The sequence below is a fragment of the Amylibacter sp. IMCC11727 genome (assembly GCF_029854195.1).
Taxonomy (GTDB): Bacteria; Pseudomonadota; Alphaproteobacteria; order Rhodobacterales; family Rhodobacteraceae; genus Amylibacter.
The window spans coordinates 491309-514829 of record NZ_CP122960.1 but is presented as its reverse complement, the minus strand read 5'-3'; the positions used below and the strand labels follow the sequence as shown (position 1 = coordinate 514829).

Here is a 23521-nt window from a genome sequence, read left to right as displayed (position 1 = left end):
ATTGCTCCGAAAGGGAAAGCAGACCACCGCTGGCAATATGACATGACCCCAGCTAAGCTCCTGTTGGACCCATGCAAAGATGCCTCATGACAATGACCCGACGCACACTCACACACTCCGCTTTGGCCACCGCCGCGCTGGTCGGTACGGGCACAACAGCAAAAACCACGGACACAGACGTTATCGTCATTGGCGCAGGGGCAGCAGGATTGGCCGCCACAGATGCGGTGATGCGTGCGGGGCATTCAGTGGTCTGTATCGAAGCCATGGATCGCATTGGCGGGCGGGTGTTTACCGACACCACAACCTTTGGCGTGCCCTATGATCTTGGCGCACATTGGCTGCATCACATCGCGCTCAACCCGTTTGTGGATATCGGAAAATCCCACGGGTTCACGATGTATAAACAGCCAGACGACATGCAGGCCTATTACAAGGGCAAACCGCTAAATCCCACTGACACCATCGCGCTTGAAACCGAACACGCCCGCATGTTCAAAGCCTTGTTTGACTCTGCTCAAGCAGGCAACGACCGCGTCGCAACCTATATCAGACAGCCCCAAACCGAATGGACCCTCACCAGCGAAGCCATGATCGGCTCCTTGTCCATGGCGCGGGATTTGGAAAACGTGTCCGATCTGGATTGGTACATTGCTGAAGAAGGCGAAGACTGGTTTTGCAAACAAGGGTTTGGCACGCTGGTCGCGCATCACTGGGCGGATGTGCCTGTAACGCTAAACACCACCGTCACATCCATCGACGCAGATCGTGATACCGTCACCGTGCAAACCAGCGGTGGCCCTATCCGTGCCAAGGCCATGATCCTCACCGTGTCCCAAGGTGTTCTTGCCAGCGGCACATTGGACATTCGTCCAAAAATGGACAGCGCACTGGTGTCGGCCATTTCCGATATCACCCTTGGCAGCTACAACCACATCGCGCTGCAATTCAGTCACGGCACCATCGACACACCAGCGGACACTTGGGTCGGCTATCACCTGACAGAACGCCATAACGGCAGCCCCAAAGGCGGCGCAGTCCTCACCAATTCAGGTGGCACAGGGCTGTGTTATTTCGAAATCGGCGGCGGATTTGGCCACTGGCTCGAATCCCAAGGGGAACAGGCAATGATCGACTTTGCGCTGTCAGAAATGAGCGATGTTTTCGGCCACGACATCAAAAACGGCTTTATCAAAGGCCACGCCTCCCGCTGGGGGTATGAACCAACGGTTCTCGGCTCTTACTCCGGCACTATTCCTGGCAAAGCAAACACCCGCAGCGCCCTGCGCACCCCCATCGCGAACCGTATTTTCCTTGCGGGTGAAGCCACCAGCATCGGCGAGCAAGGAACGGTTTCGGGGGCGCACAAAGAAGGTTTGCGCGCCGCCGCCACAGTGAGTGCTTTGTTGGCCTAGGCTTTCGCTCGCTCACCCTTTGGATCGTAAAACGGCTTGCTGGATACCTCTGCATCCACACGCACGCCCGCCACTTCGATCTGATAGTTCGATGCCAAAACATCCGCCAGCGCCTCGCCTTCGCAAGGCACATAGCCCATGCCCATCGCTGCGCCTTCGTGGTGGCCATACCCACCAGACGACAGATACCCGATCACCTCACCATCGCGAATGACGGCTTCGTTGTGATACAACAGCGGCTCTGAATCCTTCAGCTTAAACTGCAACAAACGCTGGCTCAGGCCCGCCTCTTTCTTGCGCAGTACGGCATCGCGCCCGATGAATTCTGGCTTATCGGTTTTCACCGCAAAACCGAGCCCCGCTTCCAGAACATGATCTTCGCAGGTGATATCATGGCCAAAGTGGCGGAAACCTTTTTCGATACGACACGTGTCCATCATGTGCATCCCGCACAGGCGCATACCGAAATCGAAACCAGCCTCGGCCAGCGTTTCAAACACATGGCCACATTGATCCGCAGAAACATACACTTCCCAGCCAAGCTCGCCCACATAGGTCACGCGGTGGACCCGCGCCAATCCCATGCCAATCTCAATTTCTTGGGCTGTACCAAACGGGTTCACCTCGTTTGAAAAATCGTTCGGGCTGACTGCTTGCAACAATTCGCGCGACCGTGGGCCCATCACCGCCAGCACACCTTCGCCAGCTGTCACATCGGTGATCACCACATTGTAATCACCCCGATTGCGCTCCATCCAAACCTGATCCGCCAGACGGGTCGCCGCAGGTGTCACCACCAAATATGCGGTTTCCGACATGCGTGTGACAGTTACATCCGATTCAATTCCCGCCCGATTGTTGAGGAATTGCGTGTAAACGATCTTGCCTACAGGCACCGAATAATCGCCCCCACCGATATAGTTCATGAACGCTTCGGCATCGCGTCCTTCCACACGGATTTTGCCAAACGACGACATGTCATACATGCCAACATTCTGACGCACAGCCATATGCTCTTCGCGCACATTGTCGAAAAAGTTCTGACGCTGCCAGCTGTACTGATACTCGGCTTCTTGGTTTTCACGGGCAAACCAGTTGGCCCGTTCCCAACCTGCAATCTCGCCCATCACCGCGCCGCGTTCCAGAAAGTGATGATGGAACGGCGTGCGCCGCACACCCCGCGCCGTTGCCTTTTGGCGATAGGGAAAATGATCGGCGTAGAGCAGACCCAGCGTTTCCTTGGACCGTTCAAACAAATAGGTCTTGTTGCCCTGAAACGGCTGCATTCGGCTGATGTCTACATCGCCCAGATCGAACGGCTTTTGCCCCTCATCCATCCACTGCGCCAGCGCCATACCTGCGCCACCAGCGGACTGAATACCGATGGAATTAAACCCAGCCGCCACCCAAAAGTTATCCATCTCAGGCGCAAGACCCAGATGATACGCATCATCAGGCGTAAAAGATTCTGGCCCGTTAAAGAACGTGTGAATCCCCGCCTCTGCCAACATCGGCAAACGTTCACAGGCCGCTTCCAAAATCGGCTCGAAGTGATCGAAATCCTCTGGCAGTTGGTCAAATTCAAAATTGTCAGGAATGCCGTTCATGGCCCATGGCTTTGCATTCGGTTCAAACGCACCCAAAAGGAACTTGCCAGCGTCTTCCTTGTAATACGCACATTCATCAGGAACCCGCAGCACAGGCATCTGGGTTAGACCTTCAATCGCTTCCGTCACGATGTAGAAGTGCTCACAGGCATGCAGCGGCACATTCACGCCCGCCATACGGCCCACTTCATGGCCCCACATACCGCCACAGTTCACCACCATGTCGGCCTTTGTGTGCCCAGCTTCGCCGTTTTCGTCGATCCAATCGACACCCGTGACCTTGCGGCCCTCTTTTGCTATGCCCGTTACCTTGGTGCGCTCAATCACCTTGGCGCCGCCGTTGCGCGCACCTTTGGCCAGTGCCAGCGCGATGTTCGCAGGATCGCCCTGCCCATCAAGGGGCAACCACACGCCAGCGGTCACACCATCGATGTTCAGATGCTCGTAACGCTCTTTCACTTCGGTTGGCGAAATCTCTTCCACCTCGACCCCGAACGCGCGCGCCATGGTCGCCTGACGGAAAATCTCTTCTTTGCGTTCTTCGGTCAGCGCAACCGTGATGGAACCACAGCGTTTAAACCCTGTGGCCACGCCCGTTTCCGCTTCCAGATTGCCGTAAAGTTCCTGTGAATACTTCGCCAGCTTCGTCATGTTCGCCGTCGCACGCAACTGCGCAATCAGCCCCGCCGCATGCCACGTCGTGCCGGACGTCAGCTGTTTACGCTCCAACAAAACCACGTCTTTCCAACCCAGTTTCGTCAGGTGATAGGCCACCGAACAGCCGATCACACCACCACCTACAATCACCACTCGCGCTTGGCTTGGTACGTTTGTCATGTTTTTACCTCTGTGTTTGCGCCCTTGCGCAGTTGTCAGTTGTGAACGGGTGTTATCGCCGATGGCGTCACCCAAATCTCCGTTTCAATTCTGCGATATGGGCAGGCCCAACTTCGCAACATCCGCCAATGATGGTCGCTCCCATCTCGGCCCAGTCTTCTGCAAAATCAGCATAAGCTTCTGGCCCCAAATCCGAGCGGGCCTTCAAAGTATCAACCACCTGATTGACCACTTTGAACGCATCCGAAATTTTGGTGAACCCATTGGCATAGGCCCCAAAGGGCAAACCATGCGCACCAATAATCGGCAGGGCTTGGGACACGGCCTCTGGTGTGGAACAGTTGATCAACACCGCCGCAGGCGCGTAATTATCGAGCAGCGGCAACGCATCTTTCAACGCATTGCCAGACCGCAGTTTCGTGCCATCCGCATCATCCACCGACAGTGCAATCCAAACAGGCTTTGTCGCATCGACACAGCCCGCCAACGCCCCTTCAGCCAATTTCAAACCAGACGCGGTTTCAATGATGTGCAAATCTACATGCGCATCATGCAACGCCACAATCTCGGCATAGGCTTGCGCGGACACGTCCACTTCTGGCGCCAAGTCAGGACGATAACTCGCCCCCAACGGCCCTAGCGAACTGGCAACCTTGCCAGCCCCATGTGCATCCCGCGCCGCCCGTGCAATTTCTTGCCCTTTCTGGTGCAGGGCTTCGAACTGATCTTCGATCCCATTGTTGGCCAAACGATCCCGCAACACCGCATAGGTGTTCGCCGTGGCAACATCCGCACCCGCAGCGAAATAGTCCCCATGAATATCGCGCACGATATCAGGATGATCCATCATCACCTGCGTGGCCCACAACGGCGTGGGTCCTTCGGGGGCCCGCGCAATCAACTCTTGGCCCATACCGCCATCAAGAATGGTAATCTCTGGCATCTGTTTCTCTCTCAAACTGCCCCGCACCTGATGCGGGGCCTTTTTTGTTTTGCGAACAGCCCCGGAGTTGCTCCAGGGCCAGTCCTATCAGGCGCGGATACGCTCGTTGGTTGGATCCCAAAGTGCTTCATCTTTTTGCACAACCGCTTTGCAACGCTTGCCAAAGATTTCCACTTCCAACTCGGTTCCAGGCTCGGCCAGATCAACCTGCACCATGCCCAGCGCAACAGAGGCATTCACACGGAAGCCCCACGCCCCAGACGTGGTTTCACCCACAACCTTGTCGCCATTCCAGATCGTGGACATATACGGCGCATCAGCGAAATCGCTGTCCACGATCAGCGTCACAAACGCCCGCTTGCGGCCCTGTTGCTTTTCATTTTGGATCGCCGCCTTACCAGTAAAGTCGAACGGTTTGTCCAGCTTCACAAAGCGCTCCAAGCCACCTTCCAGCAAGGAGTAATCCGTAGACAAATCACCTTTCCACGCACGATAGCCCTTCTCGATCCGCAAGCTGTCCAGTGCATACATGCCAAACGGTTTGGCCCCAGCGGCCAAAACAGCGTCATAAATCGGCGGCATATATTCATTCTCAGCATGGATTTCCCAGCCGAGCTCACCCGCAAAGGACACACGGATCAAAAACGCTTTTTGTCCTGCAACTGTGGCCCGTTGATGGGTCAACCAACCTGCATCCAAATCCGCATCAGTGATGCCAGACAGAACTTCACGCGATTTTGGACCCGTCACAATCAGCGTATCTCGCTCGGTTGTTGTTTCACGAACGGTCACACCTTCTGGCACGGCATTGCGGATCATGTCCCCGTCATGCCATTGCGCTGTGGCGGCCGTGATCAAGATGAAGTTGTTCTCTTCCAAACGGATACAGGACAGTTCGGTCAGGATACGCCCTCGGCTGTCAGACACATAAACGAGGTTCATGCGCCCCGCTTTCGGGATGCCACCCGTTACAAAGCCACGCAGCCAATCATCGGCGCCTTCCCCTTGGATCCAGAACCGTGAAAACCCTGGCAGGTCCAGAACACCACAGGCATCGCGCACCGCTTCGCATTCTTCTTGCACACGGATTTTCCACGGCCCTTCACGACCCCAAGTCTCGGTGCTTTCCAGCGAAGTATCATCCCCGTCTTTGGCAAACCAACAGGCCCGCTCCCAACCGTTAAACGCGCCCATAACACCGCCAAGCTCTTTGACCTTGTCGTGGTTCGGCGACAGTTTTTTGTCGCGCCCGGCGGGCCATTCGTAATGCGGGAAGTGCATGGCGTATTCGTGGCCGTATGTTTCCAGCGCTTTGGCCAAACAGTGATCATGGTCGGTATAATCGGTGTAACGACGCGGATCGACGGCCCACATGTCGTCTTCTGTTTCGCCGTGCATGATCCATTCGGACAGCACCTTACCTGCACCACCACCTTGGGCGATCCCAAAGGTAAAGGAATGCCCTTCAAACGCATTCTTCACACCTGGCATTGGGCCGATCATAGGCAACCCATCAGGCGCATACGGGATCGGGCCGTTGATGTTGCGGCCAACGCCAGCTGTCCCCAACAATGGCAGACGCTCCATCGCATCCTCAATGTACCACTCCAACCGCTCCAGATCATCTGGGTACAGCTGGAAGCTGAAATCCTCTGGCATCGGATCATCAGGCGTCACCCAATGCGCCTTACAGTTCCGCTCATACGGGCCGAGGTTCAGGCCCGTCTTTTCCTGCCGCAGGTAATAGGATGAATCCACGTCGCGGATCATTGGCATCTTACGACCGTTTTCTTTGGTCCAGGCTTCCAGCTCTGCAATCGGCTCGGTCAGGAAATACTGGTGCGACATCACAACCATCGGCACTGTGCGGCCGCCATGTTTCTTGAACATCTCGCCCACGCGCTGTGCGTAATAGCCCGCACAGTTCACGATCTTTTCGCAGCGAATGTCGCCTTTTTCTGTCTTTACCACCCACTCATCGCCGTCTTTTTCAACGTCGATCACAGGGCAGAAGCGTTCAATGCGGCCACCCGCATCTCGCGCGCCTTTGGCAAGCGCTTGGGTCAACTGCGCAGGGTCGATATCCCCATCCAGCGGATCCCACAAACCACCCGCCAAATCGTGTGTTTCAATGAACGGGTTCAATTCTTTCAGTTCCGCAGGCGTGCAAATATCCATCTGCAAACCTTGATAGCGGCCCATGCCAGCAACTTTTTCGAATTCCTGCATCCGCTCTTTAGAATGCGCCAATCGCAGCGCACCCGTCACGTGATAGTTCATCGGATAATCTACATCGTCGCCCAGCGTACGATACATCGCAGCACCATACCGCTGCATGTTCATAACGGCCCAGCTGCCCGCAAAGTTCGGAACATTGCCAGCCGCGTGCCACGTTGACCCCGCGGTCAACTCGTTCTTTTCCAGCAGGATACAGTCTTTCCAGCCCGCTTTGGCCAGATGATACAGCGTGGAAGTGCCCACGACACCCCCACCGATGATGACCACGCGGGCCGTTGTTGGTAATTCAGACATCAGAGTCTCCCTTTAGTCGAGCACGAGTTTCGCAGCCAAGCCGCCAAACAAAAGTGCAGTTATTTTGTTTAAAGTTTTGACGCGGGCACGCAGGGCATTTGAAAACACCCCCGCAGCCACGCCGAGTGACAGGCTGAAGGCAAAGCCAAACAGCAAAAAAAGTGCGCCAAGGATCAGGATTTGCATCCAGATCGGGCCAATGGCGGGATCGGTGAATTGCGGAATAAACGCGAATATGAACAGCGCCGTTTTCGGGTTCAGAATATTGGTTAAAAACCCACGTTTCACCGCAGGCAGCAATCGCGTGGCTGCATGGCCTTCGCCAATTTCACCTGTGGATCGCCACGCTTGAACCGCCAAGAAAACCAAATACGTCGCCCCCGCATATTTGATCAGACTATAGGCCGCAGGATACGCAATCAGCGCCGCAGAAACCCCCGCAGCCGCCATAACAATATGCACCCCAACGCCCAAATTGATGCCCAGCGCCGCAGCCATGCCAACACGCGGCCCACCCGAAATGCCTGATGCCGACACGAACACGAAATCCGCACCGGGCGTGATGTTCAACAACAACCCTGCGCCAATAAACGCGATCAGCACAGCAGGGTCAAAATTGGTCAGAACATCCCACATCAGTATTGCGCAACCTTCTCGACACCCTCTTCGATGTCGTAATAATCACCCTTGTCCGCCACAAAAATGTGCTGCTCTGTCGTGATGCCCGTTGGCCCGTCTAACGTTCCAGACGCTACAGATGTCGCATCCTCACCGTCCAACTGCCAAAACATAGAACTGCCGCAGTCGGTGCAAAACCCGCGCCGTGCGGTGTCGGATGATCGGAACCACTTCAAACCATCGTCTTTGGTGATGGTGAACTTTTCCGTTGGCACCTGTGTCGCGCTCCAATAATGCCCGCTGGTTTTGCGACATTGCGTGCAATGACACGCCACGGACGGGCGCAATGGCCCTTCCAACTGGTATTGCACAGCACCGCACAAACAGGATCCTTTGTTCATTTCCAGCTCCCTTAATACACAGGCGGGGCGATCACCCAGATCGCCTTTGCATCTTCGTCCCATGGATTGGCCCAGCGATAGGCCTCTCCGCGAATGCGAAAACTGTCGCCTGGTTCCACATCAAACTGACGCGCACCAACCCACAACCGTAATTTCCCCGAAATCAGATAAGCCACCTCTTGGGTTGGGCGGGTTTCGAATTTCGTCATCTCTGCGCCTGCTTCAAACGTAGAATGAAACATCTCAAAATCATCGGTCAAATCAGGCGACAACAATTCCTCGACCAACCCGTTGTCCCCAGCCCCAACACGTCGGCGCGCCTGTGACCGCACCACATACCCTTCTTCTTCAGGGACCGCTGGCGCTTGCCCGAAAAAGATCGACACGGAAACGTCTAACGCCTGCGCCAGCGTTTTCAGCTCTTCGATAGAAGGATGAGAAATATCGCGCTCCACTTGGCTCAACCAGCCAACGGATTTTCCACATGTGTCCGCCAAATCCACCAACGTCACATGGCGCGCTTTGCGCAATGCCCGCAAATCCGCCCCAAGGGATGCAGATAGATATGTCGATGTGTCTGGCATGATTCTCCATGCGTGAAATTTATCATGAAAATTTCACAGATTATTTCATCAAAGCAAGTCTAAAAACGACCTCGGCAAAGTTTTTTTGCGGATTTCGTGCTTTTTCTTGGGAACTCCGCTAAATCTATCCCCGTAGGGCTAATACGACGGGGGGAGTATAAGATGCTGCGCAATGAACTAACGTTTCCACACCAAACGTTCCTCGGCCGCATAGACGATCAATCATGGGAACAACTGTCCTCCCTTTGGAGCGTGCGCAAATACGCCCCGCGAACACTGATAATTTCAGCCGAAGACAGCGATAGCAGTGACGTGTTCTTTGTCATTGATGGAACCGTGCGCGCCACGATTTACACCGATGCAGGGCGCGAAGTGTCGTTTCTGTCCTTTTCCAACGGCGATTGTATCGGCGAATTTTCGGCACTGGACGAAGCTCCCCGCTCCTCTGACGTGGTCGCCGAAAAAGAAAGCCTCGTGGCACGCCTGTCCGCCGAACAATTCCGCGCCGTTGTGAAAACCAACCCAGACGTCAGTTACGCCTTATTGATGTTGATGATCGGCCACCTGCGTCGGCTGTCTAAACGGGTGGTGGATTTTAATGCCAAAACCGCCGATCAACGTTTGCGCAGCGAAATCCTGAGTCTCGCCAAAAGCCGCGCAGGGGACGCAGACGAGGTCATCATCGACCGCCCCCCAACCCAGTCACAAATGGCATCTGTGGTGTTTTCATCCCGTGAAAGCGTGGCACGCGAAATGGGCCGAATGCGCAAAGCAGGCGTCGCCTTCCGCATCAAACGTAGCTTGCACATCCCCAGCATCGAAAAATTCGAATCCTACATGGAAACCGCTGCACCCTGATCCTGCCCTCTGTCAAAAACAGGCTCGACTCTGGCATGCGAATCTTGATAAGAACAAATAGGGAACATTTGTAACTTATCTGTCATGCCATCACGTCGAATTCTTTCCATTTGGTTCCCCCACTTGGCCGCAGAACGTGTTCTGCGCAGCCATCGGGGGGCCATTCTCAACCCATTCGCCATTGTCGCACAAGACGGCAATGCCCTGTCTTTGGCGTGCCTCTCAGCAGAGGCCAGCGCCCAAGGGTTGGCCGTTGGCCAATCCCTGTCTGATGCCCGCGCCTTTTGCCCCAACCTGATGACCGCCCCCGAAAACCCATTGCAAGAGGCGGGATTTCTGGCTGGATTGCGCCGCTGGGCAGGGAAATATTCCCCTTGGGTGGCCGAAGAATCTCCAGCCTCCCTTCTCCTTGATATCACGGGATGCGCGCATCTGTTTGGCGGGGAAACGGGGCTGGCAGATGCCATTGCCCAAGATTTGTTGCACCTGCGCCTGACAGGATTGCTCGGCATTGCCGATACTCCTGGTGCGGCTTGGGCGCTGGCCAGGTTTGCAGGACAGGCGGCACAGGCCCATCGCTCAGGGGATGCCATCGAACAAGAAGCCCGCGCCACACGATCCCGCGCCTTTAAACGGCGCAATTGGGAACGGGGCGGATCAGCCCCCGCACGATTGAACGGTGACACAAACGCCCCCACCATTGCTCCAGCGGGCCAAACCCGCGCTGCCCTATCCCCCCTGCCCGTGGCCGCCCTACGCCTGCCGCGCGACACCTGTACCAACCTCAACCGTTTGGGTGTGCGCATCATCGCGGATCTGATCGGCCTACCCCGCGCCTCCCTTGTGCGCCGTTTTGGCCGTGATGTGGTGTTGCGGCTGGATCAGGCGCTGGGCGCAGACCCAGAACCCATTTCCCCCGCACGACGCACCCATCATTTTGCCGCCCGCCTGTCCCTGCCCGATCCCATTGGGCTCGACGAAGACATTCGCGCGGGCATTGATCGCCTGCTCCCCCCACTCTGTGATCGCCTGCGCAAAGCAGGGCGCGGGGCACGGCAACTGCGGCTGTGGTGTTTTCGCACAGACCACACCACGCAAATCATCGAAGTGGGCTTGGCCCGCCCCAACCACGACCCAGACCGCATGCGCCCGCTTTTGTTGCTGCGCCTGCCCGATCTCGACCCTGGCTTTGGCATTGATACCCTTCGGCTAGAGGCCTGCGTGACCGAACCTTTGACGAATATTCAACACAAAGGGCACGCCGATGCGGTGGAAACCGCGCGCAAATTGCGCGACGGCGGCAACAGCATGGCCGATCTGATGGGGCGGCTGGGCGCACGCATTGGGCTGGAAAACATCACCCGCCTGCACCCTGCCGACAGCCACATCCCCGAAAAAACCGCAACACGTATGGCCGCCGCCTATTGTGCGCCTGCAACCGATTGGCCCCAATCCCCGCTGCGCCGTCCAATCACCCTGTTCCAACCCGAAATCGTCACCATCCAAGACGCGGGCGAAACACCCTCTGCCCCGCCACGATGCTTTCGCTGGCGACGGCGCGAATTTCACACTCACACCGCCACGGGCCCTGAACGTCTGTCACCTGAATGGTGGCTGGACGACCCAAACTGGCGCGGGGGCACACGGGATTACTGGCGCATTGAAACCAAAACAGGGGAACGATTGTGGTTGTTTGAAACCAAAACCCGCGAATATTCGGGCGGTTGGTTCTGTCATGGGGATTTTGGCTAAAGCACCGCGTTACAGACGCAACCGCGCAAACCCGTAAACCGCCAACATAATCGCAACACCGCCCGCCAAAGCATAAGGCAACCGCAACGCCAATTCACGCCCCAGGCTCGGTTCCGCAAGGGCCACAACAGCCCCCGCCAGCAATGCCCCCACAGGCATCAAGCCCCAGCCAAAGAACCGATAGATACTGTTCACGCGTCCTAGCAAATCATCTGGAATCAGCCGCTGCCGATACGACACCGTCACCACATTCCACAACAAAGCGGCGAACATTTCAATGAACAGTGCGATGGCCACCACCCAAACATTTGATGTCAGATAAATGACCACAAACATCGTGGGGAACAGCAACAAAACCATGTGCAAACTGCGCTCTGCCCCCAGACGTTGGGCAATCGCGGGGCACACGATGCCCCCCACAACACCACCCGCTGCCCCTGCTGTCAGCAGCAAGCCATGGCCAAAGCCAGACAAGTTCAAAATCTCTTGCGAAAACAGCACCAAAATCGTCAGCGCCATGATCGACAGCATGTTAGAAAACCCAAGCATTACCGCCAAACGCAGCAACTTTGGATGCTGCCACAGCCAAACAAACCCTTCTTTGGCTTCCTCATACAGGCTGCGTTTGACGGGCGCACGGCGCGGCGGCACAGTGATCAACCAAACCACCCACGCCGCCAGCGCAAATGTTATCGCATCCAGCGCAAATGGCGCAGGCACCGCATAAGCGATCAGAAAACCAGCCAAAGGCGGGCCTACGAAACTGCCCATGATTTGCTCGATGCTCCACATCTGGCCGTTCGCCCGTTCCAGATCATTGGATTCCACCACTGACGGCAATGCCGTCTGCGCCGCATTATCGCGCACAACTTCGGCAGAACCGAGCAGAAACGCCAAACCAGACAAGGCCAGAATATACCACCCCGCACCCGACGGTGGCGGCAGATCGGGCAAAGAAACAATCAACGCCACCACACCTGCCGTTAACAACAGACGCAACAAATCGGCCATCACCATCAACCGTTGGCGATCCCCCCGATCCGTAATCACCCCCGCAGGCAGCGTGAACAACAACCACGGCAGTCGCGTAGCAAACGCAACAGTTGCAATCATAAAGGGGTCACGCGTAATCAGCGAAGCCAGCCAAGGAAACGCCAATGCAGATACGCCATCCCCAAGATTGGATATAGCAGAAGCTGAAAACAAAAGCCGATAATTACGGTTCTTCGCGAGCAATGACATGAGGTTCTATTGCTGTTGTTTTTCAAGTCATGTCAACCACTTATAGTTGAGCATGTTAAATGTTTTTAAAAACAGTAGAACAATTCACTAGGCCGCTTTGCGCGTAAACGTCAGCGTTGCTTCATCAGATAATTTCGGCTGGAATTTATATCCATCCACATCAAAATCTTTCAGCCCCTCAACGGTCTCAACACGGTTTTCAATCATGTACCGCGCCATCGCACCCCGTGCTCGTTTCGCGAAAAAGCCGATCATCTTCAGCTCGCCGTCTTTGTCCTCTTTAAAGGACGGTGTGATCACGGGGGATTTCATTGCCTTTTGATTGGCCGCTTTGAAATATTCCGTGCTGGCACAATTCACCACAGGTGCCCCACCCGATGCTTCGTCCATGGCCTGAGCCAGCTTTGTCCCCCAATACGCATACAACGTCGGCCCTTCTTTGTTGGCAAGACGGCTGCCCATTTCCAACCGATACGGCTGAATCCGATCCATCGGGCGCAACACCCCATAAAGCCCGCTTAGAATACGCAAATGATCCTGCGCATAGGCCTGTTGGGCGGCATCCATCGTTTCTGCATCCAACCCAACATAGGTATCCCCTGCAAAAGCCAGCATCGCCTGCTTAGAGTTCGTTTGCGTGGATTCTTTGGCAAAACTTTGGAACCGCTTGCGGTTCAATTGCGCCAAATCTTCGGAAATTTTCATCAGATCGCGCAACTCGGACACGCTGAGCTTTTTGGCAATCCGCGACAGCCGATTGGCATCTTCTTGATAGTCAGGAAAGGTTTCGATCAACCCATCTGGCGTTTCATCAAAATTCAATTTTTTCGCAGGGGACAGAACTGCCAGCATGATACGCCTCCAAATCTTTTGAACTTTGTAGGGTATTTATCTGCGGACCTCCATGTGAAAAACAGGCGCAGGTCATCACAAATTCGCGGCCTACTCCGCCGCGATTTCCTCTAAAAACGCAGCCCCAAATCGCGCTGCCTTCGCAGGGCCCACACCGCCAATACGTTCAAGCGCATCCACACTGTCAGGCTTGGCCTGCGCGATCTTGGCCAGCGTCGAATTTGAACAGTTCAAAAATGTATCAAGCCCGCTTTCCCCATGGGCAAGACGCACTTGCGCCGCTTGCAATCGATCAAACAACTCCCCCGCATCTCGGCCCGCCAATTTGCGCCGTGCGGGGTGTACCTCTTCCGTGGCACCGTTGATCACTTCCAAAAATGGCGCGGCGTAGCGCTCCAATTTCACGGCACCCACGCCAGGCAATTTGGCAAACCCGTCAATGTCCTTGGGCCGCTCTGTCGCCATTGCAATCAGGGTCGCATCAGGAAACACCACATAGGCGGGCGCTTGCATGTCTTCAGCCAACGCGCGGCGCTTCGCTTTTAATGCAGACAACAAAGGCTCATCCTCTTGGGCCACCATGGCCTTAACACGGGTCCGCCCACCACGGGATTTCACCACCGTATCTTTGCGCAGTTCAATGCTCTCTTCGCCGCGCAAAATCGGCCGCGCCCGTTGGGTCATCCGAAATGCGCCATGCCGTTCCATATCAGGGCGGATCAGATCATACCCCATCATCTGGCGGAAAATCCCCTGCCACTCCGATTTGTCATATTCCTGACCAATCCCAAACGTGGGCAAATCATTATGGCCACGTTGTTTGATACGGTCGGTCATGGTTCCGCGCAGCACATCAATCAAATGCCCCGCACCAAAATACTCCCCTGTGCGCAGCACCGCTGACAATGCTTTGCGCACCGCTTCGGTCCCGTCAAAAACGCTTGGGGGGTTGGCGCATAAATCGCAATTGCCACAGCTTTCAATGTCATCCCCGAAGTACCGCAACAATACGCGCCGCCGACACCGCCGCGCTTCGGCCAAACCCAACAACGCATTCAACCGCCCATGATCCGCCTCTTTGCGATCCGCTGGGGCCAGCCCTTCGTCGATCTGCGCACGACGAAGGCGCACATCATCCGCCCCATACAGCGTAAGCGTATCCGCAGGCGCACCATCGCGACCAGCACGGCCAATCTCTTGGTAATAGCTCTCCATCGACTTGGGCAAATCCGCGTGCGCCACCCAGCGAATATCGGGCTTGTCCACACCCATGCCAAACGCAATTGTGGCCACGACGATCAGCCCATCTTCACGCTGAAACCGCGTTTCCGCCAACCGCCGATCATCCTTTTCCATACCCGCATGATAATGCAGCGCCGAATGCCCCGCCTCGCGCAGTGCCGTGGCCAGCGTTTCGCATTTATTGCGCGATGAACAATACACAATGCCCGATTGCCCTTTGCGCGCCGCGACAAAATCCAACAACTGTTTGCGCGGGCTGTTTTTGGGGGCAAAGGCCAGATGAATGTTGGGCCGATCAAACCCTTGCAAAAACGTCGATGGTGGAACTCCGCCAAACAACCGCTGCACGATTTCTTCGCGGGTTTCCGCATCTGCCGTGGCCGTAAACGCCGCCAACGGCACACCCAAATCATCACGCAACGCCCCGATGCGCAGATAATCGGGGCGGAAATCATGGCCCCATTGGCTCACGCAATGGGCCTCATCCACCGCGATCAACCGCGTGTTTACTTTGCGCAGCAACATCACTGTGCCAGGGTTCGCCAACCGCTCTGGCGCGATGTAAAGCAGCTTTAGCCGCCCTTCATCCAGCGCCTGAAACACCTCTTCGGTTTCTTCTTCGGTATTCCCAGAAGACAGCGACCCCGCCGCAACCCCAAACGCATTCAGCGCCCGCACCTGATCCCGCATCAGCGCAATCAACGGCGAAATCACCACCGTCACACCGTCAATACACAGCGCAGGCAATTGAAAGCACAACGACTTCCCGCCCCCTGTCGGCATAATCGCCAGCGTGTTTTCCCCTGCAATCACCGCATCCACGATATCGCGCTGCCCATCGCGGAAATCCGCATGGCCAAACACCTCTGACAACAGCTTTAAAGGGGCGTTCTGATCGTCCAACATCTTACTTTTTATGTCTGCTCTGTTGGCATAGGTTTGACAGGTTGCTGAAGGGTTAACAACCCGTGACAACGGTCCTTTTCGCCACCCAATTCCACCCCATAACCACCACCTCACCACACCTCCATCTCCATCGGCGCATCCACGCCACGCCGCACCCAAACGCATAACTCTTTACAAAGCCGTCCGATATCAGCAACAACGGGGCAGGTTTTCCACTGGGGTTGCTGCGCGTTGCTGATCCGTTTTCTTACACTGATGGCCGCCCTGCCCCTGCGCATCTGGGTCCATGTGCAACGCCTTGGCGGGGCCATATCCCGCGATGTGGCACACAATCGATTGGGCCACGCCACACAGGCCAAGCCGCCTCAATCTGTTATCTGGATTCACGCCGCCTCCCTTGGGGAATTGTCCGCCGTGCGCCCGTTTCTGCGCCACCTCGCCGCCGCAAAACCCGATCACCGCCTGTTGATCACCACCAACAATCCCAATGCGCTCGACGTTGCGAAACATTGGGATGACGTGCCCGCAATCCTACAGGCCGCACCGCTCGATATCCCTTCGATCCTCAAACGGTTTCTAAACCACTGGCAGCCCGTCGCATTCGCCAACATCGAAACCGAGGTTTGGCCGAACCGTTTTGCCGCCCTCGGCGCACGCGGCATTCCCTGTATCGGATTAAACGCCCGCATGTCGGCCACGTCAGCCAAGCGTTTTGCCAAACTCGGCACGTCCACGGGGTTGCATCATTTCACAGCAATTTTTGCACAAAACGAACAGTCGGCTGAACGGTTTCGCACCCTGCTCGATCCATCCAAATTCGTGACAACATTGCCGAATTTCAAATCTTTGGTCAGCCTGCCCAGCACAGACCCTGCATTGGTTTCACAATTTGACCGCGCCAAAACAATCCTCGCCGCATCCACGCACGAAGGCGAAGATGAGCCGATCATCGCGGCCTTCACCGAACTGTCCAAAACTGATCCATCTCTAAAACTCATCATCGCGCCACGTCACCCGCACCGCGCCCCTGACATTACAGCACTGGCAAAATCCGCAGGGCATAATCCCAAACCTCTCGGCGATCCTGCGGACACATCTATCAGCATCGCTCACACGCTCGGCCAATTGCCAGAGCTTTACGCATTGGCCGCCGTCACTTTTGTCGGCGGCTCCATCGTGCCCGATATCGGCGGCCATACGCCCTATGAACCGATCCGCGCCAACAGCGCGATTGTCACGGGAACCATGACCGATAACTTCACGGCAGAGTACACAGCCCTATCCACAGCAAACGCCTGCCAACTGACCACACCCCAAACACTGGCATCCGACCTGCGCACAGCGTTAACCACCGCCGAAACCCTCGCCCAAAACGCGCGTGCAACATTCCCCCCCATTGAAAACCCAACTGCGCTGTTTGACCAAATCATCACCGCGATGGAGCGTCCGTCATGAACGCCACCTTTTTTGCCATAAACCGCATCCTGCGCGGCGATTTGTTCTTGCAACAATTCTCCACCAGCCAAGAAACCTTGATGTCCGAACTCAACGGCAAATCCGTCGCGGTCGTGGGCAACGCGCGCAGCCTCACGAACCAAATGCACGGCGCGGCCATCGACGCGTGCGACATCATCATCCGCATGCACGCCGCCCCTTTGCCCAGCGCTGAAAGCCACGGAACAAAAACCACATGGCTCGGCCTTGGTATGCCTGTTGCCCAATCCATCATCACGGATCGCGCCCCAAAACGCCTGTTATGGATGGCCAAAAAACGCAAACGCGTGCGCCACCGCCTTGCCAGCGCGAACGGGTTTTACCTGCATCCAAAATCCGATTGGGATGATATGGCAAAAACCCTTGGCGCACCCCCAACCACAGGTGCGATGCTGATCAACCTCGCGGCTCAATCAAACGCAAGTGCCATCCACCTCTTCGGCTTTGATTTCTTTGCCAGCCTATCCTTATCTGGGCGGCGCACCGCAAACCAAGTGCCCCACGACTTTGCCGCCGAAAAACAGTTTGTCACCACCCTGATGCAAAACGACCCAAGGGTTGTGCTGCATGGCCAGACCAATTAACCCGTCAGGGACACTTCAAAGAGGCCACCATGGACCAACGCACATCTATCGCTGACGTAATCGACACCAATCTTCACGGGTTGGAGGCGGTGAAATCCGCGCTCTCCACACCCGAGTTGTCCGCCGCGCTGGACCGCGCACTTGGCCTGATCTCCGAAATGCAGGGCCGTTTGATCGTGGCAGGGGTTGGCAAAAGCGGGCTCATCGGCCGCAAGCTCGCCGCGACCTTTTCCTCCACAGGAACCCCCGCCTATTTCGTTCACCCGGCCGAGGCCAGCCACGGCGATCTTGGCATGATCCACACCAACGATGTGGTCCTCTTGCTCAGTTGGTCAGGCGAAACCAAAGAGCTCTCTGATATCCTGTCTTATGCCCGCCGCTTTGGCGTTCCCGTGATTTCCATTACGGGCGGCGCAAACAGCACATTGGCCAAATCATCTGATGCCCCGCTGGTCTTGCCCAAAGCCAAAGAAGCCTGCCCGCACAATCTTGCCCCCACCACATCCACGCTCATGCAGTTGGCCGTTGGTGACGCGCTCGCCATCACCCTCTTGAAAATGAAAGGCTTCACCGAAGAAAGCTTCCGCGATTTTCATCCAGGGGGCAAACTCGGCGCGGCCCTCACCCCTGTCAGCGATATTATGTTCAAAGGCGACAATATCCCCTTGGTCCACACCGACGCCCCAGTGATCGAAGTCGTGGGCGAAATTTCCCGTAAAACCTTGGGCATTGTCGGCGTGACAGATGACGCAGGCGCCTTGCAAGGGGTGATCACCGATGGCGACATTCGCCGCTATCTCGAAGCCAACTCAGACGGCTCCATGAAAGACGCCATGTGGGAAACCCATGCGCGATCTTTGATGACGCCCGGCTCCATCTTTTTGGAACCCGAGCGACTCAGCGCCCGTGCCCTGCACGTATTACAAAGCAACAAAATCTCGGCGGCTTTTGTCATCGAAAACGACAAACCCGTTGGCGTTGTGACCCTGATGCAATTGCTTACCCTCGGCGTCGCCTAACACAATGGCCCTGTCCCCAAACATGCACGGGGCCGCCTTGATGACCGCATCAATGGCAGGATTTACGCTCAACGATGCCGCGATGAAATACGGCGGCGCAGACCTTGGCCTGTTCCAAGCCATCTTTATCCGTGGAATATTCGCAGTCAGCTTAATGGGGCTGTTCGCCTATGCCTTCGGGGCCTTTGCGCACATGCCAAAACTGCGTGACGCAAAGCTGATTAGCATTCGTTCCTTGGCCGAAATTTGCGCAACCATGGCGTTCCTGACGGCACTGTTTAACCTGCCCCTTGCTAACATCACCGCCATCCTTCAAGCCCTGCCCCTGTCCATCGCCTTTGCCGCCGCGCTGTTCCTGAACGAACCCATCGGGCGCAAACGCATCGCGGCCATTATCATCGGGTTTGTGGGCGTGATGATTATCGTGCGCCCTGGTCTTGCAGGGTTTAACGCCTATTCCCTGCTGGGGCTTGTGGCTGTTGCCTGTGTCACCCTACGCGATCTGGCCGCCCGCCAGCTCAGCCCGTCCATCCCATCCCTACTCGTCGCCTTTGTCGCCTCGGTCGCAATTATGGTCACTGGCGGCATTGGTGTTTTGGTCACCCAAAACTGGCAAACACCCAGCAGCTTTGAAATCGCCTCGCTCGCCATTGCAGCGGTGTTTCTGATGGTCGGATATTACTGCGCCGTTGCCACCATGCGCATTGGCGATGTCGCTGTCGTATCGTCGTTTCGCTACACCGTGATGATTTGGGCCATCGCACTCGGCTGGTTGCTGTTTGGCGATATCCCCGATTTCTGGACCGTGTTCGGAATGCTGGTGATCCTTGCCGCAGGTCTGTTCACGATGTACCGCGAACGCCAATTGGCAAAACAAGAAATTGATTAACCGCGCAGGCTGGGTCACAGTGCATTAAACGAATTTACGCAAGTGACTAAATGCGCACCCAAGTTTGCATCATAGGCGGTGGCCCCTCTGGCCTTTTGCTGTCCCAACTGCTCCACACCGTTGGCATTTCCTCGATCATTCTGGAACGCCAATCCCGTGACCATGTGCTGGGCCGTATCCGCGCGGGCGTGCTGGAATGGGGCACGGTTGATATGCTGCGCAAAGCGGGTGTTGGCACGCGCATGAACGCCGAAGGCTTTGAACACACGGGCACATTTCTATCCGCCAAAAACCGTGGCTTTCGCATAGATTTCAATGCACTGATCGGTAAAAAGGTCATGGTCTATGGCCAAACCGAAGTCACCGCCGATCTCTACGCCGCTCGCACAGATGCAGGCGCAACACTCCTGCACAACGTCGAAAACGTCACCCCTATCGGATTGGACACAGACACGCCTTCGGTTTCCTTTGACCAAGACGGCACAACCAAAACCATCCAATGCGATTACATCGCAGGGTGTGACGGATTTCACGGCGTCAGCCGCAAATCCATCCCCGCAAACGTGCTGCGCGAATTTGAACGGGTGTATCCCTTTGGCTGGCTCGGCGTTCTGTCCGAAACACCGCCCGTCAGCCATGAACTGATTTATGCCAACCACGAACGGGGCTTTGCCCTGTGTTCTATGCGCAATGCCAACCTCAGCCGATATTACATCCAAGCCCCCGTCACCGACAAAATCGAACACTGGTCCGACGATGCCTTTTGGGATGAATTGCGCCGCCGCATTCCAACCGATGCCGCAGACAGCATCATCACAGGCCCCAGCATCGAAAAATCCATCGCTCCTCTGCGCTCTTTCGTGGCCGAACCCATGCAATGGGGTCGCCTGTATCTGGTTGGGGATGCCGCCCACATCGTGCCACCCACAGGGGCCAAAGGGCTCAACCTCGCCGTATCAGACGTGCATTACCTGTTCACTGCTTTGGATCAGCATTACAATCACGGGGAAAACGGCGGCTTGGCCACCTATTCACAAACCGCGCTGAAACGGGTGTGGAACGCCATTCGGTTCAGCTGGTGGTTCACCACAATGATGCACAGCTACCCTGATCAATCCCCCTTTGATCAAGCCATCCAAGAGGCAGAGCTGTCCCACCTCGAAACCTCACAAGCCGCACAAACCAATCTCGCTGAAAACTACGTCGGTCTACCCTATTAGGAACAAACCCATGGCACAAAACATCACCAAACACGTCAAAGACATGGTCGCAGAGGCCAACACAAAAGTGGAAATCATCCCCACAACAGACGCTTTCGATCTGGTTGGTCGCGATGACACAGTGATCGTCGATCTGCGCGATATCCGCGAATTGCAACGCAGCGGTAAAATCCCAGGCGCGTTTTCCTGCCCACGCGGGATGCTGGAATTTTGGATTGATCCCGACAGCCCCTACCACAAAGACATCTTTAATCAGGACAAGAAATACGTGTTCTACTGCGCCAGCGCATGGCGTTCGGCCCTGTCTGCACAACTGGCCCAAGACATGGGGCTACAGCCCGTCGCCCACATCGAAGGCGGCTTTGGCGCGTGGCAAAAAGCAGGCGGACCAGTGGAAGACGTTGCCTAAACGTCCTTCATAAACCGCAGCCCATCGTAAATCGCGGCGTGCGTATTGCGCGCTGCGACCGCATCCCCAATCCGAAACAACTGAAACGCCCCATCTGGATTGCGATCAACTGTTTGGGGCTGCCCTGCGATCAACGCATCGTAATCCACCTCGCCCAAATTGCTGCTCTGCGCCACAAGGTCAAAATACAAATCCGCATTTGGCATCGTACCGTAATTCACAACGATCTGGTCATATGACTGGCGCGTCACCAAATCGCTGTAATCCGTCCCCACAAGCGCGGTCAGCTTATTCCCGTCCCGCTCCACACCTGTCAAACGCCGCGTCACCGTGAAGGTCACATCCTTGTCTTGCAGGCTGCGCATATACGGCACCAAATTCATCGCCATCACATCTGGCGCGAAGGTGCGATCTGGCGTCATCACCTCCACCTTGGCTCCAGATTCCGCCGCCGTTTCTGCCGCCATCAACGCAGGATGATCGCCGCTTTCATCGTAAATCAAAACATGCTCGGCAGGTTTCACATCCCCCGAAATAATGTCCCACGCGCTCACCACATGGGGCGCGTCTTGGCCTGTTTCAAACAGCTCGATATTGGGCAAACCGCCGGTCGCCACAATCACCACATCAGGCGCAAGCGCTGTCACATCCTCCACATCAGCCCAAGTGTTGAACCGAAACTCCACATCCCGCGCCGCACATTGCGCCATGCGCCAATCAATGATGGAAATCATCTCGACACGGCGTTTGTTCAACGCGGTTAAACACACCTGCCCACCCGCATCGGGCTGTGCTTCAAACACCGTCACGCTGTGCCCCCGTTCAGCAGCCACCCGCGCGGCCTCTAACCCCGCAGGACCTGCCCCGATAATCACCACTTTCTTTGCCTTTTTGGCAGGGGGAATTTCATGGGGCATGGTCAATTCACGCCCCGTGGCCGCGTTGTGAATACACAGCGCCTCTCCCGCCCCATAAATGCGATCCAAACAATAGGTCGCCCCAACACAGGGCCGAATATCATCTTCGCGCCCTGCCATGATCTTTTGCACAATCAGCGGATCCGCCATATGCGCCCGCGTCATGCCTACCATATCCAACTGCCCGCTTTGCACCGCATACCGCGCCGTTGCCACATCAGGAATACGCGCCGCATGAAACACAGGCATTCCCGTCGCCGCCCGAATAGACCCCGCCAAATCCAAATGCGGCGCCGAAGGCATGCCCTGAATAGGGATCATATCTGTCATCGCAGGGTCAGTATGAATGCGCCCACGGTTTACATTGAAATAATCCAGTAACCCGCTCGCCTTCAGGTGTTCGGCAATCTTGACACCTTCTTCGGGCGTGACACCCCCCGCCTCTGCTTCATCGGCCCCCATGCGAATGCCAACCACAAAATCATCACCCACACGCGCGCGGACTGCACGCAACACATCCATGGTTAGGCGAATGCGATCTTCCAGCGACCCGTTACCATAAGGCCCGTCCAATTGATTGCTCAGGGGCGAGCAGAACTGATCCAGCAAATGCCCGTGGTTCATAATCTCCACACCGTCCATGCCGCCCGCTTTCATCCGCTCGGCAGCATCGGCAAAATCGGAAATAATGCGCGGAATATCCCACTCTTCGGCCAGCTTGGAAAACCGCCGATGCGCTGGTTCACGGTCATGAGTCGAACTGACCGCAGGCAGCCAATCGCCTTTGTCCCATCCCGTACGCCGCCCCAGATGAGTCAACTGGATCATCGCCGCACAGCCATGTTCGTGCAGACCATCGGTCAACCGTTTGATCCACGGCACAACCTCATCTCGGTACGCCAGAATATTGTTGAACACGGGCGGGCTGTCACGGCTCACCGCCGCCGATCCAGCCGTCATCGCCAAGGCAACGCCCGCCTTGGCCCGCATCGCATGATACGCGATATACCGCTCCTTGGGCATCCCGTCCTCGGGATACGCGGGTTCATGGCTTGTCGTCATAATCCGGTTTTTCAACGTCAAATGCTTCAGCTGAAACGGCTGCAATAACGGATCACTGGACATGAAAAATCCCTCCCAAGACACACGGCTTAGAAGGGATTAAGACTGTCGAAATGTCACTTGTAAAGGGCGATACAC

General features: G+C 56.1%; 19 protein-coding genes. 9 read left to right on the top strand and 10 right to left on the bottom strand.

Annotated features, from left to right (window positions below; all coding sequences use genetic code 11):
* Nucleotides 1-86 precede the first annotated feature (86 nt).
* The gene (locus QBD29_RS02640; RefSeq protein WP_280099780.1) at nt 87-1415 is read left to right on the top strand and encodes an FAD-dependent oxidoreductase; all 1329 of its coding nucleotides are present in this window, start codon (nt 87-89) and stop codon (nt 1413-1415) included.
* On the opposite strand, the gene QBD29_RS02635 is transcribed toward QBD29_RS02640, so the two are convergent.
* The 6 genes from QBD29_RS02635 to QBD29_RS02610 form a co-directional block, all read right to left on the bottom strand.
* Nucleotides 1412-3859: an FAD-dependent oxidoreductase gene (locus QBD29_RS02635; protein WP_280099779.1), complete on the bottom strand. Its 2448-nt coding sequence runs from the start codon at nt 3857-3859 to the stop codon at nt 1412-1414. The two genes, QBD29_RS02640 and QBD29_RS02635, sit on opposite strands and share 4 nt — an antisense overlap.
* Nucleotides 3860-3926: 67 nt before the next feature.
* On the bottom strand, nt 3927-4802 hold the full coding sequence (locus tag QBD29_RS02630) for a homocysteine S-methyltransferase family protein (protein ID WP_280099778.1): 876 nt from the start codon (nt 4800-4802) through the stop codon (nt 3927-3929).
* Nucleotides 4803-4889: 87 nt separating this feature from the next.
* Nucleotides 4890-7334, bottom strand: a complete 2445-nt coding sequence (locus tag QBD29_RS02625) for an FAD-dependent oxidoreductase (RefSeq protein ID WP_280099777.1) — start codon at nt 7332-7334, stop codon at nt 4890-4892.
* Nucleotides 7335-7346: 12 nt separating this feature from the next.
* The gene (locus QBD29_RS02620; RefSeq protein WP_280099776.1) at nt 7347-7970 is read right to left on the bottom strand and encodes a LysE family translocator; all 624 of its coding nucleotides are present in this window, start codon (nt 7968-7970) and stop codon (nt 7347-7349) included.
* Entirely contained in the window at nt 7970-8353 is a 384-nt protein-coding gene (locus tag QBD29_RS02615) for a GFA family protein (RefSeq protein ID WP_280099775.1), read from the bottom strand. The genes QBD29_RS02620 and QBD29_RS02615 overlap by 1 nt, the downstream gene beginning before the upstream one ends.
* Before the next feature lie 11 nt (nt 8354-8364).
* Nucleotides 8365-8937, bottom strand: coding sequence for an XRE family transcriptional regulator (locus tag QBD29_RS02610; RefSeq protein ID WP_280099774.1), 573 nt, complete (start codon nt 8935-8937; stop codon nt 8365-8367).
* A 162-nt stretch (nt 8938-9099) separates the two neighbouring features.
* Between QBD29_RS02610 and QBD29_RS02605 the strand changes: the two genes are divergently transcribed.
* Nucleotides 9100-9795 (top strand): Crp/Fnr family transcriptional regulator, encoded by a 696-nt coding sequence (locus QBD29_RS02605; protein ID WP_280099773.1) that lies wholly within the window; start codon nt 9100-9102, stop codon nt 9793-9795.
* Between the two features lie 123 nt (nt 9796-9918).
* Nucleotides 9919-11547: a DNA polymerase Y family protein gene (locus QBD29_RS02600; protein WP_347936184.1), complete on the top strand. Its 1629-nt coding sequence runs from the start codon at nt 9919-9921 to the stop codon at nt 11545-11547.
* Nucleotides 11548-11556: 9 nt separating this feature from the next.
* Here QBD29_RS02600 and QBD29_RS02595 read toward each other — a convergent pair whose 3' ends face one another.
* The 3 genes from QBD29_RS02595 to recQ form a co-directional block, all read right to left on the bottom strand.
* Nucleotides 11557-12789, bottom strand: a complete 1233-nt coding sequence (locus QBD29_RS02595) for an MFS transporter (RefSeq protein WP_280099771.1) — start codon at nt 12787-12789, stop codon at nt 11557-11559.
* 87 nt (nt 12790-12876) lie between these two features.
* The gene (gene yaaA, locus QBD29_RS02590; protein WP_280099770.1) at nt 12877-13641 is read right to left on the bottom strand and encodes a peroxide stress protein YaaA; all 765 of its coding nucleotides are present in this window, start codon (nt 13639-13641) and stop codon (nt 12877-12879) included.
* A gap of 90 nt (nt 13642-13731) precedes the next feature.
* Nucleotides 13732-15789 (bottom strand): DNA helicase RecQ, encoded by a 2058-nt coding sequence (gene recQ, locus QBD29_RS02585; protein WP_280099769.1) that lies wholly within the window; start codon nt 15787-15789, stop codon nt 13732-13734.
* 231 nt (nt 15790-16020) lie between these two features.
* On the opposite strand from recQ, the gene QBD29_RS02580 reads away from it, so the two are divergent.
* The 6 genes from QBD29_RS02580 to QBD29_RS02555 are packed head-to-tail and all read left to right on the top strand — an operon-like array spanning nt 16021 to nt 21404.
* Nucleotides 16021-17244 (top strand): glycosyltransferase N-terminal domain-containing protein, encoded by a 1224-nt coding sequence (locus QBD29_RS02580; protein WP_280099768.1) that lies wholly within the window; start codon nt 16021-16023, stop codon nt 17242-17244.
* Nucleotides 17241-17867 (top strand): glycosyltransferase family 29 protein, encoded by a 627-nt coding sequence (locus tag QBD29_RS02575; RefSeq protein WP_280099767.1) that lies wholly within the window; start codon nt 17241-17243, stop codon nt 17865-17867. Before QBD29_RS02580 ends, QBD29_RS02575 begins: the two co-directional genes overlap by 4 nt.
* Nucleotides 17868-17896: 29 nt before the next feature.
* On the top strand, nt 17897-18886 hold the full coding sequence (locus tag QBD29_RS02570) for a KpsF/GutQ family sugar-phosphate isomerase (RefSeq protein WP_280099766.1): 990 nt from the start codon (nt 17897-17899) through the stop codon (nt 18884-18886).
* Between the two features lie 40 nt (nt 18887-18926).
* Nucleotides 18927-19775, top strand: a complete 849-nt coding sequence (locus QBD29_RS02565; protein ID WP_280099765.1) for a DMT family transporter — start codon at nt 18927-18929, stop codon at nt 19773-19775.
* A 50-nt stretch (nt 19776-19825) separates the two neighbouring features.
* Nucleotides 19826-20995 carry a 4-hydroxybenzoate 3-monooxygenase gene (gene pobA, locus QBD29_RS02560; protein ID WP_280099764.1) on the top strand — a complete coding sequence of 390 codons (1170 nt, stop codon included), beginning with the start codon at nt 19826-19828 and terminating at the stop codon, nt 20993-20995.
* A gap of 10 nt (nt 20996-21005) precedes the next feature.
* The gene (locus QBD29_RS02555) at nt 21006-21404 is read left to right on the top strand and encodes a rhodanese-like domain-containing protein (protein ID WP_280099763.1); all 399 of its coding nucleotides are present in this window, start codon (nt 21006-21008) and stop codon (nt 21402-21404) included.
* Here QBD29_RS02555 and QBD29_RS02550 read toward each other — a convergent pair.
* Nucleotides 21401-23446 carry an NADH:flavin oxidoreductase gene (locus QBD29_RS02550; RefSeq protein WP_280099762.1) on the bottom strand — a complete coding sequence of 682 codons (2046 nt, stop codon included), beginning with the start codon at nt 23444-23446 and terminating at the stop codon, nt 21401-21403. The two genes, QBD29_RS02555 and QBD29_RS02550, sit on opposite strands and share 4 nt — an antisense overlap.
* Nucleotides 23447-23521 lie beyond the last annotated feature (75 nt).

Bases quoted from the DNA above. Each gene is read 5' to 3' on its own strand.
- QBD29_RS02615 (WP_280099775.1), bottom strand. From the start codon at position 8,353: ATGAACAAAGGATCCTGTTTGTGCGGTGCTGTGCAATACCAGTTGGAA.
- QBD29_RS02595 (WP_280099771.1), bottom strand. From the start codon at position 12,789: ATGTCATTGCTCGCGAAGAACCGTAATTATCGGCTTTTGTTTTCAGCT.
- QBD29_RS02635 (WP_280099779.1), bottom strand. From the start codon at position 3,859: ATGACAAACGTACCAAGCCAAGCGCGAGTGGTGATTGTAGGTGGTGGT.
- QBD29_RS02605 (WP_280099773.1), top strand. From the start codon at position 9,100: ATGCTGCGCAATGAACTAACGTTTCCACACCAAACGTTCCTCGGCCGC.
- QBD29_RS02625 (WP_280099777.1), bottom strand. From the start codon at position 7,334: ATGTCTGAATTACCAACAACGGCCCGCGTGGTCATCATCGGTGGGGGT.
- QBD29_RS02555 (WP_280099763.1), top strand. From the start codon at position 21,006: ATGGCACAAAACATCACCAAACACGTCAAAGACATGGTCGCAGAGGCC.
- QBD29_RS02570 (WP_280099766.1), top strand. From the start codon at position 17,897: ATGGACCAACGCACATCTATCGCTGACGTAATCGACACCAATCTTCAC.
- QBD29_RS02640 (WP_280099780.1), top strand. From the start codon at position 87: ATGACAATGACCCGACGCACACTCACACACTCCGCTTTGGCCACCGCC.
- QBD29_RS02630 (WP_280099778.1), bottom strand. From the start codon at position 4,802: ATGCCAGAGATTACCATTCTTGATGGCGGTATGGGCCAAGAGTTGATT.
- QBD29_RS02620 (WP_280099776.1), bottom strand. From the start codon at position 7,970: ATGTGGGATGTTCTGACCAATTTTGACCCTGCTGTGCTGATCGCGTTT.
- QBD29_RS02575 (WP_280099767.1), top strand. From the start codon at position 17,241: ATGAACGCCACCTTTTTTGCCATAAACCGCATCCTGCGCGGCGATTTG.
- QBD29_RS02610 (WP_280099774.1), bottom strand. From the start codon at position 8,937: ATGCCAGACACATCGACATATCTATCTGCATCCCTTGGGGCGGATTTG.
- yaaA (WP_280099770.1), bottom strand. From the start codon at position 13,641: ATGCTGGCAGTTCTGTCCCCTGCGAAAAAATTGAATTTTGATGAAACG.
- recQ (WP_280099769.1), bottom strand. From the start codon at position 15,789: ATGTTGGACGATCAGAACGCCCCTTTAAAGCTGTTGTCAGAGGTGTTT.
- QBD29_RS02550 (WP_280099762.1), bottom strand. From the start codon at position 23,446: ATGTCCAGTGATCCGTTATTGCAGCCGTTTCAGCTGAAGCATTTGACG.
- QBD29_RS02565 (WP_280099765.1), top strand. From the start codon at position 18,927: ATGACCGCATCAATGGCAGGATTTACGCTCAACGATGCCGCGATGAAA.
- pobA (WP_280099764.1), top strand. From the start codon at position 19,826: ATGCGCACCCAAGTTTGCATCATAGGCGGTGGCCCCTCTGGCCTTTTG.